This is a genomic window from Peribacillus sp. YIM B13482 (assembly GCF_042787975.1).
GTDB lineage: Bacteria > Bacillota > Bacilli > Bacillales > DSM-1321 > Peribacillus > Peribacillus simplex_A.
Map to the genome: position 1 here is coordinate 71780 of NZ_JBHZPF010000013.1, position 15617 is coordinate 87396.

General features: G+C 40.3%; 15 protein-coding genes and 2 pseudogenes. 15 read left to right on the forward strand and 2 right to left on the reverse strand.

The annotated features are described in order from the left end of the window. Nucleotides 1–236 precede the first annotated feature (236 nt). From ACFX4L_RS09230 to ACFX4L_RS09240, 3 genes and pseudogenes are all read left to right on the forward strand, one after another. Nucleotides 237–1034, forward strand: a complete 798-nt coding sequence (locus ACFX4L_RS09230) for a patatin-like phospholipase family protein (RefSeq protein ID WP_061462309.1) — start codon at nucleotides 237–239, stop codon at nucleotides 1032–1034. Then, nucleotides 1024–2067 carry a SepM family pheromone-processing serine protease gene (locus ACFX4L_RS09235; protein WP_377382680.1) on the forward strand — a complete coding sequence of 348 codons (1044 nt, stop codon included), beginning with the start codon at nucleotides 1024–1026 and terminating at the stop codon, nucleotides 2065–2067. Before ACFX4L_RS09230 ends, ACFX4L_RS09235 begins: the two co-directional genes overlap by 11 nt. 165 nt (nucleotides 2068–2232) lie before the next feature. Further along, a pseudogene (locus ACFX4L_RS09240) lies at nucleotides 2233–2706 on the forward strand (DDE-type integrase/transposase/recombinase); the annotation flags it as partial. Nucleotides 2707–2820: 114 nt separating this feature from the next. On the opposite strand, the gene ACFX4L_RS09245 reads toward ACFX4L_RS09240, so the two are convergent. Next, a complete protein-coding gene (locus tag ACFX4L_RS09245) occupies nucleotides 2821–4026 on the reverse strand; it encodes a nucleotidyltransferase (protein WP_377382682.1) in 1206 nt (401 codons plus the stop codon). Nucleotides 4027–4244: 218 nt separating this feature from the next. On the opposite strand from ACFX4L_RS09245, the gene ACFX4L_RS09250 reads away from it, so the two are divergent. From ACFX4L_RS09250 to ACFX4L_RS09265, 4 genes are all read left to right on the forward strand, one after another. Further along, nucleotides 4245–4766 (forward strand): YceD family protein, encoded by a 522-nt coding sequence (locus ACFX4L_RS09250; RefSeq protein ID WP_089362405.1) that lies wholly within the window; start codon nucleotides 4245–4247, stop codon nucleotides 4764–4766. Nucleotides 4767–4831: 65 nt separating this feature from the next. Beyond that, nucleotides 4832–5005, forward strand: a complete 174-nt coding sequence (gene rpmF, locus ACFX4L_RS09255) for a 50S ribosomal protein L32 (protein ID WP_034313929.1) — start codon at nucleotides 4832–4834, stop codon at nucleotides 5003–5005. Between the two features lie 157 nt (nucleotides 5006–5162). Continuing rightward, entirely contained in the window at nucleotides 5163–5918 is a 756-nt protein-coding gene (locus tag ACFX4L_RS09260) for an enoyl-CoA hydratase/isomerase family protein (RefSeq protein WP_377382693.1), read from the forward strand. Nucleotides 5919–5997: 79 nt separating this feature from the next. After that, on the forward strand, nucleotides 5998–6618 hold the full coding sequence (locus tag ACFX4L_RS09265) for an RsfA family transcriptional regulator (protein ID WP_284471320.1): 621 nt from the start codon (nucleotides 5998–6000) through the stop codon (nucleotides 6616–6618). A gap of 42 nt (nucleotides 6619–6660) precedes the next feature. On the opposite strand, the gene ACFX4L_RS09270 is transcribed toward ACFX4L_RS09265, so the two are convergent. Next, nucleotides 6661–7149, reverse strand: coding sequence for an N-acetyltransferase (locus ACFX4L_RS09270; protein WP_089362407.1), 489 nt, complete (start codon nucleotides 7147–7149; stop codon nucleotides 6661–6663). Between the two features lie 467 nt (nucleotides 7150–7616). Here ACFX4L_RS09270 and ACFX4L_RS09275 point away from each other — a divergent pair, with 467 nt between their 5' ends. From ACFX4L_RS09275 to ACFX4L_RS09310, 8 genes and pseudogenes are all read left to right on the forward strand, one after another. Further along, nucleotides 7617–8501 carry a 2-dehydropantoate 2-reductase gene (locus ACFX4L_RS09275; protein WP_377382685.1) on the forward strand — a complete coding sequence of 295 codons (885 nt, stop codon included), beginning with the start codon at nucleotides 7617–7619 and terminating at the stop codon, nucleotides 8499–8501. A gap of 4 nt (nucleotides 8502–8505) precedes the next feature. Further along, nucleotides 8506–8898, forward strand: coding sequence for a DUF3397 domain-containing protein (locus ACFX4L_RS09280; protein ID WP_061462317.1), 393 nt, complete (start codon nucleotides 8506–8508; stop codon nucleotides 8896–8898). Nucleotides 8899–9007: 109 nt separating this feature from the next. Then, complete coding sequence (bshC, locus tag ACFX4L_RS09285) at nucleotides 9008–10636, forward strand: bacillithiol biosynthesis cysteine-adding enzyme BshC (RefSeq protein WP_377382687.1); 1629 nt, start codon at nucleotides 9008–9010, stop codon at nucleotides 10634–10636. 309 nt (nucleotides 10637–10945) lie between these two features. After that, nucleotides 10946–11191, forward strand: a pseudogene (locus ACFX4L_RS09290) (transposase); the annotation flags it as partial. A gap of 358 nt (nucleotides 11192–11549) precedes the next feature. Continuing rightward, complete coding sequence (gene mraZ / locus ACFX4L_RS09295) at nucleotides 11550–11981, forward strand: division/cell wall cluster transcriptional repressor MraZ (protein WP_061462319.1); 432 nt, start codon at nucleotides 11550–11552, stop codon at nucleotides 11979–11981. A gap of 52 nt (nucleotides 11982–12033) precedes the next feature. After that, complete coding sequence (gene rsmH, locus ACFX4L_RS09300) at nucleotides 12034–12966, forward strand: 16S rRNA (cytosine(1402)-N(4))-methyltransferase RsmH (protein WP_377387587.1); 933 nt, start codon at nucleotides 12034–12036, stop codon at nucleotides 12964–12966. Nucleotides 12967–12998: 32 nt separating this feature from the next. Continuing rightward, complete coding sequence (gene ftsL, locus ACFX4L_RS09305) at nucleotides 12999–13355, forward strand: cell division protein FtsL (RefSeq protein ID WP_061462321.1); 357 nt, start codon at nucleotides 12999–13001, stop codon at nucleotides 13353–13355. Nucleotides 13356–13357: 2 nt separating this feature from the next. Continuing rightward, nucleotides 13358–15511: a penicillin-binding protein gene (locus ACFX4L_RS09310; protein ID WP_377387591.1), complete on the forward strand. Its 2154-nt coding sequence runs from the start codon at nucleotides 13358–13360 to the stop codon at nucleotides 15509–15511. The last annotated feature ends 106 nt before the right edge of the window (nucleotides 15512–15617 follow it).

Genomic DNA, 15617 nt, shown 5'->3' on the forward strand with positions numbered 1-15617 from the left:
ATAAGGGCAGTCCGTTTCGTATATAATAAAATATGAATTTCCTTTTCTCGAAAAGTAATGTACAGGATGAAATGAGGATGATCCGTACAATGGAAATTTCAATGTAGCCATTCAATTACATGGTTATAGGCTTTTACTGCAATGCTTGTTTCACTGTCAATATAAATAATATGCTTCTATAAATCCGTTTAAGACCATAACTTTGAATGAGTGTTATTTCAGCGGGGGGGATATCTTTGTCGAGACCAAAGGTCGGGCTTGCACTTGGGTCAGGAGGAGCTAGGGGTTTTGCACATATTGGAGTGATAAAGGTATTACAGCAAGAAGGCATTCCGATAGATATGATTGCTGGAAGCAGCATGGGCGCTATGGTTGCGGCCTTTTATGGAGCAGGTTCGGATATCGAGAGGCTGTATAAGTTGTCCCGTGCATTTAAGCGAAAGTATTATTTAGACTTTACCATACCTAAAATGGGCCTCATTTCAGGTAAACGGACAAAGGATTTAATCAGGGTATTTACATATGGTAAGAAATTTGAAGAACTCGATATTCCTGTGGCAGTGGTCGCCACTGATATAAAAACGGGGGAAAAGGTCATTTTTCAGGAAGGTCCCATCGCTCCAGCTGTAAGGGCAAGCATCTCCATTCCAGGTATTTTCATTCCCGAGAAAATTGGAAATCGGCTGCTTGTTGATGGCGGGGTTGTTGACAGGGTCCCTGTTTCCGTCGTGAAGGATATGGGAGCCGATATCATAATTGGAGTAGATGTAGCCCACGTGAAACAGGATATGGAGATAAACTCCATATATGATGTCATTATGCAAAGCCTCGATATCCTGCAAATGGAGCTGGTTAAAAGCAGGGAGTTTGCTTCAGACGTCATGATCCGCCCCAGGGTTGAGAAATACAGCTCGAAATCATTTACAAACGTTCAGGAAATAATTAGTATTGGAGAAGAAGCTGCAAGAGGAAAGATAGATCAAATTAAGCAAAGCATTGTTACTTGGAAGGAGTCCTTTGAAAATGAGCCGTAAAATGTATGTACGCACTTTCCTGGTGGTGGCTATACTTCTCATAGCATCAGCCCTTTATTCCCTACCTTTTTATGTAACAAAACCAGGAATGGCTAAAGAATTGGAGCCAATCATAGAGGTTTCCGGAGGAGATGAAGCGAAAGGCAGCTTTATGTTAACCACTGTAAGGATGGGCCGGGCGAATATTTATTCCTATATGCTGGCGAAGTGGAGCAAATATCAGGAGCTTTATCCGGAAACCTCCATTCGAAGCGAAGATGAAACAGATGAAGAATATAATATCAGGCAGCTTCACTTAATGGATGAATCTAAAAATAATGCCATTCAGATAGCATATGAAAAAGCAGGGAAAGAAGTTGATTACAAGTACCTGGGTGTTTATGTTTTGGACGTGCTTAAAGGAATGCCGGCAGCTAAAGAACTGAAAGCGGGCGACCAAATCATTCAGGTCGATAATGTTAATTTCAAGTCTGCACAGGAATTCATGGATTACATTAATGGAAAAAAAGCTGGAGATGAAGTAAAAATAGTGTATAAGCGGGAGGAGACGAAGAAAACAGCCGTTCTTTCATTGCAGCCTTTTAAAGATGACCCAAATAGGGTTGGAATAGGCATTTCGCTAGATGATAATCGAAAGGTGACCACAAAACCGGCGATTGCCATAGATTCAGAACAAATAGGCGGACCTTCTGCCGGTTTAATGTTTTCTTTGGAGATTTATAATCAATTAACAGAAGGCGACCTTACAAAAGGATATGATATTGCCGGTACAGGAACGATGTCGGATGATGGTACAGTCGGTCCAATTGGCGGGATTCAACAGAAAATAGTGGCTGCCGATAAATCTGGGGCAGAAATATTCTTTGCCCCAAATGAAAACGGAGCGGCTGGTTCGAATTATGAAGATGCACTCATTGCAGCAAAGGACATTGGAACGGACATGAAGATCGTTCCGGTTGACAACTTTGAGGATGCTTTAGCCTATTTAACCAATCTAAAAGAAAAAGAAAAAGAAAAAAAGCGCAGGCAGTGAACTGCACCCCAATTGTTAGACAAAAGTCTAGCAATTGGAGGTGTATTTTTTATGGTGAGATTATTTGAAGATAAAGTAGAAGTGGTTTCGCAGTACTTGGAAGGATAGGATCCCGTAAAATCGCTGAGTACCATGCATCTCATTCCGTGAGCCCAGCTTCAATAATTTCACGGCATTAAACCTGAACGAGAATGGGTGACAGATGTGACAGAGTTTCATCTCTTTGTTGAAAAATGATATCTTTACCTATTCTCGATCTATACAATGGTGAAATTATTTCTTATACGATTGAAACACGCCCTGTCTTTCGAGCTTGTGTCCAAGATGTTAGATCAAGCTTGCTTAGAGACCCCTGTCCTTCATTCGGATCAAGGGTGGCAAATAAAATGAGGCAATAGTACAAGCTCTCGAGGACCAAGGGATTACACAAAGTATGTCCCGTAAAGGAAACTGTCTCGATGACGCGGTCATCAAAAATTTGAATCAAAATTACTTTACCTGCAAGGATACTACAGGATGTCCCATTTCAAACAAGAGCTGGAAAACTATATCGAATACTATAATCACAAACGGATCAAGGCAAAATTAATAGGATTAAGTCCGGTGCAATACCGAACTCAATCCTTAGGAGCAGCGTAACTAAATGAAGTGTCTAACTTTTTGTGTTCACTTCACAGTCATCTTCTGTTTCCGCTTTTTTTGATTAGCTGATTTTACATGTAAGGACCGGGCAGGCCAAGCTTAAATGCATCTTCATTTGATAATGATGGGGGCTTCATATTCCCGTTTCATCAAGTCAGCTTGATACGGTTCGGACAAGCCCAATGCATACACCTGTGCCGCTCGTAAGTCCATATCGATGTCCTGCTTCTGATAGGACGAAAGTTTAGAGATGAGCGGGAGAGGTAAGCCTTTTTTAACGGTACGAAGATATTCTTGTCCCCGGCCATTCATGCCAAGAAGTCTGATATAGGCTGGTTGGTCATTGTGAATCACTTGTTCCTTTAATGTATGAGTCAATACATGGACACACATCCGCTGAAGGCGTGTCCATGTATAGCGTTTTGTCTTCAGAGCGGCCATGAATCCAGTAAAGCTCGAAGATTGTTTGGCCATCTCCTTTATTCGGTGTTCTATGCCTTCTTCAATTTCGTAAATCTCTGCCAATTCGATTAAAGAGGAAGACAGGATTCGGTATTTCAACATGGTCCAATACATTTCCCAGTCATGTAATGCATGATAGTTCGATAAATATTGCTCAAGAGCACTCATTGTCGGTTGAGGAATATAACTGGAAACGGGATTCAATTCCTGCTGTTCATGGATGGCTTTACGTATCCCAGTTGCGCTGGCAATAGGGTCTTTAGACAACTTTGTTTCATGGTATCCGGCAGCAACCCTTTGAATCGTATAAGGGCGAATGGAAAAGCCGTTAGAAAGGGCTGCACTTACATATTCCTTTCCAAGAATATTATTAGGCTTCGCCAAATCCAGTGCCGCATCACCATTGGTGATCGATCGATAGGCCTTGGCAGCACTGGACGGATAACTATTACCGGTATCCATGTACGATTTAATGGCGGCATCGAATGCAGCGGAATTATCCGTAAGAATTCTATGGGCGGTGATGAATGGTTCAATTCTGCCATCCTCACTTCCGAAGCAAAAAGAGTCACAGCCAAGGGATTCCAAAAGAGAGATAGATCCTTTTGCAAATATCTCCGCCTTCTGTGTTGCAAAAGCATAGGGAAGCTCGATGACAAGATCTATGCCGCCATTCAAGGCCATTTCGGCACGTGTCCACTTGCTGACGATAGCAGGCTCGCCACGTTGTAAAAAGGGTCCACTCATAACTGCCACAACAATATCTGCCCCTGTTTTTTCTCTACTTTCTCTTGCATGTAAAACATGTCCATTATGAAAAGGGTTATATTCGACAACTAAACCGCAAGCTTTCATTCGTTCACCTCAGAGAAAAACTTTGTATTTTTTCAACTTAGTGCTAAAATAGTATTTCAAGTAAAATTACTATAATGATTCGTCTTGATTTTTTGTTTGAAAAGATTCTTAACCATGGATAATCAGTTAGGATGACTACATTATAGTGTAAAGAAAAAATATTGACAAACTTATAATTGAAAGCTATAATTATTTTTGTTGCCTTGAGGTGATTTCATTTGAAATGGACAATTAGTCAACTTCAAAAAATTCGGGACAAAGATTTACGGTTTGATGAACTGGTGGATGTCTTAGACATTAGAGAAAGAGACCCGCAAATTCGCGATGTTTCTCCGATTAGAGTAGCAGGAAGAGCTGATATAAGCTCTACCGAGATTACTTTTCACTTGCATCTTTCAGGTGAATTAACATTACCTTGCTCCCGTACACTGGTAGACGTTAAATATCCGATTGATATTGATACAAAGGAAACCTTTCTTTTAAAAGCAGATGGCACTGATTTCTACGGAGATGATGTCACTGTTGTGGAAGGTGACGTTGTAGACCTTATACCGGTAATTAAAGAAAATTTATTGCTAGAAATTCCGATGCAGGTTTTTTGTGAGGATGTCGATTCAAACGAAGCTGCTCCTCAATCTGGGAAAGACTGGGCTGTTATTTCTGAAGTAGAAAATGAGCATAAGGTTGATCCGAGATTTGCAAAGCTTGCCGACTTTTTTGACAACAATAAAGAATCTTGATTGGAACGAAAAATCGCTAATCCGATTTTTCCAGCTTTTTTATATTTTTTAAGGAGGTGGGAATAATGGCTGTACCTTTTAGAAGAACGTCGAAAACTGTAAAAAGAAAACGTCGTACACACTTCAAGCTTCAAGTACCTGGTATGGTAGAATGCCCGAGCTGTGGTGGAATGACTCTTTCACATCACGTTTGTAAAGAATGTGGAACATATAAAGGAAAAGAAGTTGTCGCAAAATAATTTCTTGACCTACTTGAGAGCTTTGCTTTCTTGATGCAACACGCTAAAAAAAGCGCAGAGATATATCTCTGTGTTTTTTTTGCAAATTTATTTGGCAGAATATTTAGAAACATCTATATTCGATGATGATTTTGGAGAAGGTGAATATGTGTATCAGATGATTAAGGTTGAAAAGGATATACGAGGTATCATGAAGGTCCTAATTAATAGACCGGAGAAAAGGAATGCCGTGAATTATCAATTGATGGACGAACTTAAGTCGATATTGTCAGAAGCGGCACACGATGACGAAGTTAAGTTGCTCGTCCTGACAGGGGCGGGCTCTGAGGCATTCTGTTCAGGTGGGGATTTAAGTGAATTTCAGGATTTGCATACAGAAGAAGAAGCCTTTACTATGTTATCGAAAATGGGTGAAATACTTTATACACTAGCAGTTTTTCCTAAACCAACATTTGCACTCATCAACGGAAGTGCAGTCGGAGGGGGATGCGAAATAGCGACAGCTTGTGATTTCAGATTGGCAAAGAGCGGAGCTAAGCTAGGATTTGTACAAGGAACTCTAGGAATCACGACTGGCTGGGGCGGAGCTTCACTTTTGCTTGAAAAAATACCAGAGCAAAAAGCGCTGAAGCTATTATTGGATGCAAAAATACATAAAGCTGAGGAAGCAAAGGAATTTGGTTTCGTAGATGAGATAGTCGGAGAAGGATTGGATGGGTGGGAGAAGTTCGCAGAAGATTTTCTTCGCCATGAGACAGGGGTATTGATGGCTTATAAAAGATTGCTTGTCCATAAATGGGAGTATAGCGGGCTTAGAGGAAGGATGGATGCGGAAATCCGGGAATGTTCTAAACTGTGGGCGAGTGATGAGCATCATGCTGCAGTTGACCGTTTTTTAAATAAGAAAAAATAAATATTACCCGCTCTATATATCTTCTATCTTTCCTAGCAAGTGCATATTATGAATTAAAACTTGCTAAGGAGGTAGAGAGATGTCGATTGCGAGACAAGATGCATGGACTCACGATGAAGATTTGTTGTTGGCTGAAGTGGTACTAAGGCATATACGGGAAGGCAGTACACAATTAAAGGCTTTTGAAGAAGTGGGGAAACAATTATCGAGGACATCGGCTGCATGTGGATTCCGTTGGAATTCATTTGTAAGGAAGCAATATAAATCAGGGATTGAGCTGGCAAAAAAACAAAGGAAAGAACAGGTGGTCAATGATCCTGATTTGGAAAGGGATTCCGTTCCAGTGGTGGAAAATAACACTATTGAACAAAAATCGCCCCAGGAGGAAGAAAAAGAATCTATCACCCTCCAGGAAGTTATATTATATTTAACCAAAATGGATGAATTTTTTCAGCTTGAAAATAAGGAAAAAGAACGGATTTTTGAGCGGTCCCTATTACTTGACCGGGAAAATGGACGATTACTGGAAGAGAATTCACTGCTTAAAGAAAACTTGAAAGCAGTAGAGGAAGATTATCGTGCGTTAATGCAGATTATGGAGCGGGCAAGAAAGCTTAGTGTACAAGAAGATGAAAAAACGAATCCGAAGGTGAGTTTTCAAATGGATAAGAATGGAAATTTGGAAAGGGTAAGTAAATAGAAAATGCGGGTGGGAAAATCCGCCCGCATTTTCTATATTTCCTTATCCTTGTGTATCTATTTCTTTATTTTCTTGTTTGTCAAATGGGCTCCAAATCAGTGGGTTTTCTCCGAGGTCCCTTTCCATATCATAGGAAACTGCAGAAAATCCCATTTTTTTCCAAAAGTCTTGTGAATGGACTCTTGGGTTGGTTTTGATAGGCATGTTCAGGCTTTTGGCGAATTCGACTAAAGCTTTTCCATACCCCTTTTTCTGATAGTTAGGCAGGACTTCAAGTTTCCAAAGAACAAGGAAGTCCCTTGAATTGTCAAAATACTGGTCAAATTTAGCGCTTCTTTTATACAGGCTCATCCGTGCTACAAGTTTGTCGCCATAAAAGATTCCATAAAAAGGTGACTGGCTGTCATTTTCAATGATGTTACCCTCTAAATCATCTAGCATTGACAGTTCCTGTATCCCGTATTCTTTGAACTTTTTGAATTCCTCAAGCGTTTTAAAATTAACAAGTAATCGTTCCACCTTGTATTCCATAAAAAAGCTCCCCCTTAATTCTGATAAACCTCTTCCCATTACCCATTGAAAGTCATCCCACCGATCTTTACCATGTGGAATTCCAGCTAAAGGCTAAATCTAGTATGACATCGACAGATTTATCCTTGCTGACTAAATGCCTACAGCCTTTTATCCCCCGCCCATTCCCTTCGATTTCTCGATGGTTGAGATTGGGGGTATCTTTGTTCCTATATAGTCTAAAGAATGTAAGCTTTTCCTATATAATATACCATTAAATTATCGCTTGAAGAAGGAAATATATCTTCTAATGGGTATTTAAAATTCTTTTCATTAAATTCCATTGCGACCCTTGTTGATGGGCTGGGGAACTTCATTTAAGTTGATTAGCGGGGGTTTCCAAAGTTGTTGATGTGAAAATTGATGCAGGGTAAAAAGGATAATGTGTTAAAATAGTTAATATATTTCAAATAGTAAGGAAGGTTATTATGAGAATTGGAATCATTGGGGGAGGGGCCATCGGGCTGCTGTTTGCATCTCATTTGAGTGAAAACCATAGAGTGACTCTTTATACCCATACTGCGGAACAGGCCTCCATCATCAATCATGAGGGTATTCGTCTTATTGTGGATGGTGAAAGCCATCTGCTGGCAGGCATCGTTTCAAAGAGCTTGGATGAGGGGATTTCGGATGAGGATCTTCTTATAATGGCCGTTAAGCAATATCACCTGCCGCAAATACTGCCGAGGATCAATGATATCCAGGTTCCGTTGCTTTTCTTGCAGAATGGCTACGGGCATATTTCTTATTTGAAGCAGCTTCAATCCCAAGCCATCTATGTGGGGGTAGTGGAGCATGGGGCATTGAAACATGATTTGAATACCGTAGAACACACTGGATTAGGCATTACAAGGATCGCTTCATTTAAAGGGGAACTTGAACAACTCTCGTTAGTTAATGAAATGTTCGATCAATTCCCCTTCACTAAGAGTGAAGATTATCATACGATGCTGTTGGATAAGCTTGTCGTTAATTCAGTGATAAATCCATTAACAGCGATCCTTGCTGTGGAAAATGGCGGTCTAATCACTAATGCCCATTATTATCAATTGTTTCAAGCCCTTTTTGAAGAAATCTCTGGTATTTTGGAAATCCAAAATAGAACAGAGTCATTTGAACATGTGAAATCCGTTTGTATGGCGACAGCGGAAAATCGATCGTCGATGCTGACAGATTTAGAAAATGGCCGAAAAACGGAAATTGATGCTATTTTGGGTCATATCCTCTCGGAGGCAAAGAGTAAAGGGAAAAGTGATTGCCTGACGTCTTCTCTATATAAGATGGTCAAAGGAAAAGAGTCTCAGGGGGGATGAGAGGGTGCCGAACGTTGTTTCAAGCCTTGCCGCGATATTCATTACCTTGCCTTTCGTAGGGTATATACTTTTTTTTATAAGTGCCAAACAATTCACTGGAAACCATAGGCGCTCCGTTCAATTTGCTATGGACATGAGTACGCTGCTGTTCGTAATATCCGTCCATTATTTAATTATTACAATTTGGGATAAGCAAATTCTTTGGGTGATCATGCTCATCATGATCATCAACGCATTCGTGGTGGTCCTTGTCCATTACAAGGTGAAGGAAGAAATCATTTTCCGTAAGGTATTAAAGGGTTTTTGGAGAGTGAACTTCGCCTTCTTTTTCTTAGCTTATCTTCTGTTATTTTCCATTGGTTTAATTACAAGTATTACTAAGATATTGACTACATAACATAGAACATCGCATCAATTTTCTGCTGCTGGGCAACTTCTTTTGTTTTCTTAAACCGGAATGTTATACTCTAAAAAGAATTGTAGTTGCAGAGAAAGGGAGAACAGAAATGGAGATGAAAGATCTCGCGTTACCATCGTTAAACCGTTTTGCATCGGACTATTTACAAAACCGCCTTGAAACGGAAGATTATTTTCACTATGACTTGTCTAAGCCTGACATTTATCGCAATAGATATAATGAATTGATGAACCGCTCTTTTTTACGTGGTGAATTGTCGGATTACATACAACAATACATGTCTCGTCTTTCAAGCAGTGAGTCCGTTAAGGGAAATATTGAAAGGTTGCGCAGGGATGATTCCGTGGTCGTTATCGGGGGACAGCAGGCTGGGTTATTATCTGGCCCGCTGTATACCATTCACAAAGTGATTTCGGTCATTAAGCTTGCGGAAGAACAGGAAAAAGAACTAGGGCAGCCAGTGATTCCAGTTTTTTGGATAGCTGGAGAAGATCATGATTTAGCTGAAGTCAATCATGTTTATGTAATGAAAAACGGTAAACCCTACAAAAAAACCTATCCTTCCTATCAGCCGTATAAAACAATGGTTTCTGATGTGGAACTGGAAACGGAAAAGGCAGAGAAGTGGTTTGAAGAAATCATTGAAACATATGGTGAAACGGCCTTTACGAATAAACTTCTGATTGATATGAAAGAAACCTTCAGGCAATCAAAAACCTTCGTCGATTTTTTCGCCCGGCTGATTCATGAATGGTTCAAAGAATATGGACTTTTACTAGTCGATGCGGGAGATCCGGAATTAAGGCGAATCGAGAGGGCCTACTTCGAATCGATGATCAATGAAAGTGAAAGGATTGCTGAAGTGGTCGAGGAACAGCAGTCATTCATGCATGCTAAAGGGTATGCAAAAATGATAGAAATGGATAAACAGGCAGCGAATTTATTTTATTATGATCCAGAAAAAAAAGACCGATGTTTACTCGAACGTGTAGAAGGCGGTTTCAGCGGGAAAAACGGCGAGGTATCTTTTTCCAGGCAGGAACTCCTGCAGATAGCCAAAAACCATCCAGAACGATTAAGCAACAATGTCATTACACGCCCACTTATGCAGGAAATGCTTTTCCCTGTTTTGGCTTTCATTTCTGGTCCAGGGGAAATAGCCTATTGGGCAGAATTAAAACAGGCTTTTGAGCTGTTTTCCATGAAGATGCCTCCAATCATTCCTAGGTTAAACATCACGCTTGTGGAGCGCAGTGTCCATGCAGATCTTGAAGAAATGGAACTCAGTTTGGAAACTGTTCTGACTGAAGGAACCGCTAATGCAGTAAAAAGTTATCTCGATTCCGTGAAAGATGAGACGATTGACCAGCTGTTTGGGACGCTGAAATCACAGCTTGAAGAGAACCATGGAAAGCTTTTTGTCCGCGCTGTCTCTATAGATAGAGGACTTGAGCCAATGTTGAATAAAAACATTGAATTCATCCAAAAGCAACTGGATTTTATGTATGGGAAAATTGGTGACCGTACAAAGGAACGTCATTCGGTCATATTGAAAAAATATGAACGGATAGCAAATTCGATGTATCCTCTTGGATCACCCCAGGAGAGGATTTGGAATGTTTTTTATTACTTGAATCTATATGGACCAGAGTTCGTTCGGGATATCATGAAATTGGAATACCGTTTCAATAATCAGCATAAATTGATTTTCATGTAGAAAAACCATCCGTTTGGGGAAAAGTGGTGGACTAATCATTTTGAATGAGGATTTCCACATCCCTATCTGACGGAGGGATTGAAAAATGGAAAAAAGACAGGCGTTAAAGCGAGGGCACTGAAAAAGTCCCTTCGGACCAATAGAGGTAGATTTTCTCAGTTTATTCTGAGGAAATCTACCTTTTTTTGTTTTATAATCAAAGGTAATATATTTATTTGGGTGGGTACGATGATTCAAAAACAAACGTCTATGGTTTTTAGTCCATATATGGCCATTTATGATGTAGTGGTTTCAAAGGATAACATGTTACGCAAGACCTATTCTGTCAGTATTAAATCCAATGAACATACAGAACAGGCTACATTCCGGGATAGTGAGTAGTATTTTAAAGAAAAATCAAAAGAACGTTATAAAATAGAAGCGAAAAACAGTGAATTGAAACAAAGACACGGGTATGATGTTGCAAAATCCTCGGGTCTACTTAGCATGGAATTACAAGGAGCAATGGCTATTTTCACCGTTAACTTGAAAAGAATATTGAAATTAATGGCCTGAAAAAGTGACAAACAGAAGCAAAAAAAAGACGATTTCCATTCAAGTATCGAATGAGAATTGTCTTTTTTTAGTTTGATTAACCGTACTAGTTAGAAAAACGTGAGTTTTTCAGCAGCCTCGTTAAAGCCTGTCTTTTTTTTGGTTCCAGGGCACTTGACTGGCAGTACTTCGACAGAAATAGTGGGACTGCGTCTTAGTCTGAGTCCATTCGAGTGGAATGCAGGTTTCAATAAATAAATTGACTAAATAAACTTAAGTTGAAAAGAAGGTAATTTTTACTTGGAAGGAGAAAGTAAAAACAAGTGGAGAAAGGTGGGGGAATGTGGTACATTGAGATTAGAATGTGGGGGTAGTGGGTATGTTCATGGGAGAGTACCATCATAACATCGATATAAAGGGCCGTTTGATAGTTCCAGTGAAATTCAGGGACGATCTCGGGGAGCAATTTGTCCTTACCCGCGGACTCGATCAATGTTTATTTGGTTACCCTATGGAAGAGTGGAAGCTGCTTGAAGAAAAGCTTAAAGCCCTGCCTTTAACAAAAAAAGATGCCCGTGCCTTTACCCGTTTTTTCTTTTCTGCAGCTACAGAATGCGAAATTGATAAACAAGGGCGAATTAATATCCCCACGCCGCTTACTTCATATGGCCAATTGGAAAAAGAATGTGTAATTCTTGGTGTTACCAATCGTATTGAGATTTGGAGCAAATCCCTTTGGGAAAACTATTTTTCAGCTTCGGAGGATTCTTTCGCTGAGATAGCAGAAAATATGATTGGCTTTGATATTTAAAGCTGCCCTCAAAAATAGAGTCACTCAATAACTGATTGGAAGGATGTCTAGCATGTTTCAACATACAACAGTGTTATTAAAAGAGACGGTTGATGGATTGAACATCAAACCTGATGGAATTTATGTGGATTGTACTTTAGGAGGAGCCGGTCACAGCGAATACTTACTTTCACAGCTCTCTGACAATGGTAGGCTTTATGCTTTTGATCAGGACGAAACGGCAATTCGGAATGCTAAGGATAAGTTGGAAAGATTTGGCGAACGTATTGTTCTTGTTCCTAATAATTTTAAATACTTAAAAGAAGAGTTGAATGCCCGGGGAATCGAGAAAGTAGACGGGATTCTTTATGATTTAGGTGTGTCATCCCCACAATTGGATACACCGGAACGTGGTTTCAGTTATAACCATGATGCACCATTGGATATGAGGATGGACCAAAGTGCTGCCATTTCTGCCTATGATGTCGTGAACACCTGGTCATTCCATGATTTGATGAGAATTTTCTTTCAATATGGAGAAGAAAAGTTTTCGAAGCAAATTGCCAGGAAAATTGAAGCAGCTCGTGAAATAAAACCGATTGAAACGACGTTTGAGCTTGTAGAACTAATTAAGGATGGGATACCGGCCCCAGCAAGGCGTAAAGGCGGACACCCTGCGAAACGAGTTTTCCAAGCAATAAGAATCGCTGTGAATGATGAACTTGGTGTCTTTGAAGATTCCTTAGAGCAAGCCATATCGCTTTTGGATAAAGAAGGGAGAATATCTGTCATTACATTCCATTCTCTTGAAGATAGAATTTGTAAAACGGTATTTAAAAAAGCAAGTAGCTTGCCAGACCTTCCACCGGGACTTCCAGTTATCCCGGATGAATTCAAACCGCCTATGAAAATAATTACGAGAAAACCGATTTTACCTTCAGAAGAAGAATTGGAAGGAAATAATCGTTCCCGATCGGCTAAGCTAAGAATCGCCGAAAAGCAATAATTACAGAAAAAAATCAGTAAGGGGGAACATGAATGAGTTCCATAGCCAAAAAAATACAAGAACAGCAAAATGAAGACCAACAGCAGCAACAGACACATCAGACAGTGGTCATCCGTAAAGCGAAGATATCCATTGGTGAAGTTTTCTTACTATGTGCCCTTGCTATCATGGTTACTTTTATGGGAGTGAAAATAGTCTCTAATCAAGCGGACATTTATGAAACGAATAAAGAAATACAGCTAGTGGAAAATTCAATTGAAGAACAAGGAAAAGTGAATGATGATTTGAAAGTGCAGGTTGCTGAACTTAGTACATACGAAAGAATTTGGAAAAAAGCTGCAGCTCTAGGGTTCAAGTTAAATGAGAATAATGTGAAGGGTGTGCAGTGATAATGCAGAAACAAAAAAATATGAAGCATGGGGCAGCCGGATTATTTTTCTTATTCGGCCTGCTCTTTTTTGTATTAATCTGCCGCTTTTTGTATATTGAGGTGACTGGTACCGCAGGCGGGGAAGTATTGGCTTCGAAAATCGACAAGAAATATCAAAAAACACAGAGCATAAAAGCAAAAAGAGGTAGCATACTCGATACAAAAGGTGAAGTCATCGCCGAGGATACTTCCTCCTATATTTTAAGGGCTGTACTCAGTAAAAAGGAACCTGAGCATGTCAAAGATCCGGAGATGACTGCGAAAAAGCTTGCTAAATATATCGACATGGATGAACAGGACATCTATGAAAGGTTAACGAAAAAAAAGGCATACCAGGTAGAGTTCGGTAGTGCCGGCAAGGATCTGACTCAGGTCGTCAAGCAGAAAATAGAAAAATTGGAACTGCCGGGAATTACATTCGGAAGAACCAATAAACGTTTTTATCCTAATGGAATCTTCGCATCCCATCTGATTGGCTATGTAGAAAAAGATGAAAAAACGGGAGAAACGGCTGGTAAGTTCGGCATTGAAAAGTACCTCAATAAACAATTGCAGGAAACAAACGGGGAGCTGACATATGACAGTGACTCTTGGGGCTTCCTTTTGCCAGATACAAAGGAAAAGGTGGTTGCTCCGGATAATGGCAATGATGTCATGCTTACCATCGACAAGAAAATACAAACGCTCCTGGAAGATTCGATGAGCAAAGTGCAACAAAAATACGATCCCGAGGAAATCATAGCGATTGTTTCCAATCCCAAAACAGGGGAGATTATGGCGATGGGGCAAAGGCCTTCCTTCAACCCAACAACGAGAGTCGGGCTAACGGATACATGGCGTAACCTGGCTATTGAAGACTCCTTTGAACCGGGATCAACCATGAAAACATTCACCCTTGCCGCGGCTGTTGAGGAAGGGGTCTTTAATCCAAATGAAACTTTTGTTGCAGGAACTTACAAAGCGGGTTCAGGGGAAATTCATGATCATAGCGGAATCGAAAGAGGGAAGAGCATGACCTTTCTTGAAGGGGTTCAACGTTCTTCTAACGTCGCTTTTGCTACTCTTGCAATGGATAAGATCGGAGCGGATACTTTTCGTGAGTATTTGACAAAGTTCGGTTTCGATAAAAAAACTGGGATAGATTTGCCGAACGAGATAACCGGTAAAATTCAATACAAGTATAAGCTTGAAAAAGTTACCACTTCCTTTGGACAAGGTTCGACCGTTACGCCGATTCAACAGATCCAGGCTGCTTCCGCAATAGCCAATGACGGTAAAATGATGCAGCCGTACGTGATAAAAAGCATTTCCGATCAGGATACCGGAAAAGTTTTGAAAACGACAAAGCCGAAAGTGACAGGGGAACCGATTTCGGCAGAAACTGCAAAACAAGTCCGAGACTATTTGGAAACGGTAATTTCTGCGAAAGAAGGAACAGGGAAAAAATATGCCATTGATGGATATGAAGTAGCAGGGAAAACAGGAACGGCACAAATTGCTGGTCCGACAGGTAAATATTTAGAAGGGAAAAATAACTATGTATTCTCCTTTTTAGGTATGGCTCCAAAAGATGACCCGGAGTTGGTCATGTATGTGGCGGTCAAGCAGCCGAAATTAGGTGTATCTTATGTCGGGGCTGATCCTTTGTCAGAGATATTTAATCCTGTCATGCAAAATAGCCTGCAATATCTGAACATAAAACCTTCTGATGTTAAAAAACAAAAAGCCAATAAAATCGTTGACTATACGAATCAAACCGAGAGTTCAGCGGTCAAAGAGCTGAAGGATCTTGGCTATGATGTAAGTACGATCGGAAGTGGGCGTAAAGTGCTCGACCAATCCCCGAAAGCCGGTAGTACCCTATTACAGGGTGAAAAAATAATCTTGAAAACCGAAGGGGAAATGAAAGTTCCTGAGATGAAGGGATGGTCCTTGCGCGATGTCATGAAATTAGCTAAGGTTGCAAAACTGGATCTGAAAACTACAGGAACTGGCTATGTGAGTAAACAGGGTATCGAAGCTGGGAAAAAGATGAAGGAAGGAGATACCTTCAATATTGAATTAACCCAGCCTAAAGCTGCAGAGGATATACCGAATAAAGAGAATACAGAGTGATGATAAAGAGGGAATCCAAACGGATTTCCCTCAGTTTGTAGACAAAAGGGGTTCGGAATTAAAAAATTCCGAACCCCTTTTTGAGATTCCCTTTGAATTTTTGCCT

Excerpts from the sequence above, each read along its gene's own strand:
- ACFX4L_RS09235 (WP_377382680.1), top strand. The coding sequence starts at position 1,024 with ATGAGCCGTAAAATGTATGTACGCACTTTCCTGGTGGTGGCTATACTT.
- ACFX4L_RS09245 (WP_377382682.1), bottom strand. The coding sequence starts at position 4,026 with ATGAAAGCTTGCGGTTTAGTTGTCGAATATAACCCTTTTCATAATGGA.
- rpmF (WP_034313929.1), top strand. The coding sequence starts at position 4,832 with ATGGCTGTACCTTTTAGAAGAACGTCGAAAACTGTAAAAAGAAAACGT.
- ACFX4L_RS09260 (WP_377382693.1), top strand. The coding sequence starts at position 5,163 with ATGATTAAGGTTGAAAAGGATATACGAGGTATCATGAAGGTCCTAATT.
- ACFX4L_RS09265 (WP_284471320.1), top strand. The coding sequence starts at position 5,998 with ATGTCGATTGCGAGACAAGATGCATGGACTCACGATGAAGATTTGTTG.
- ACFX4L_RS09270 (WP_089362407.1), bottom strand. The coding sequence starts at position 7,149 with ATGGAATACAAGGTGGAACGATTACTTGTTAATTTTAAAACGCTTGAG.
- ACFX4L_RS09275 (WP_377382685.1), top strand. The coding sequence starts at position 7,617 with ATGAGAATTGGAATCATTGGGGGAGGGGCCATCGGGCTGCTGTTTGCA.
- bshC (WP_377382687.1), top strand. The coding sequence starts at position 9,008 with ATGGAGATGAAAGATCTCGCGTTACCATCGTTAAACCGTTTTGCATCG.
- mraZ (WP_061462319.1), top strand. The coding sequence starts at position 11,550 with ATGTTCATGGGAGAGTACCATCATAACATCGATATAAAGGGCCGTTTG.
- rsmH (WP_377387587.1), top strand. The coding sequence starts at position 12,034 with ATGTTTCAACATACAACAGTGTTATTAAAAGAGACGGTTGATGGATTG.
- ftsL (WP_061462321.1), top strand. The coding sequence starts at position 12,999 with ATGAGTTCCATAGCCAAAAAAATACAAGAACAGCAAAATGAAGACCAA.
- ACFX4L_RS09310 (WP_377387591.1), top strand. The coding sequence starts at position 13,358 with ATGCAGAAACAAAAAAATATGAAGCATGGGGCAGCCGGATTATTTTTC.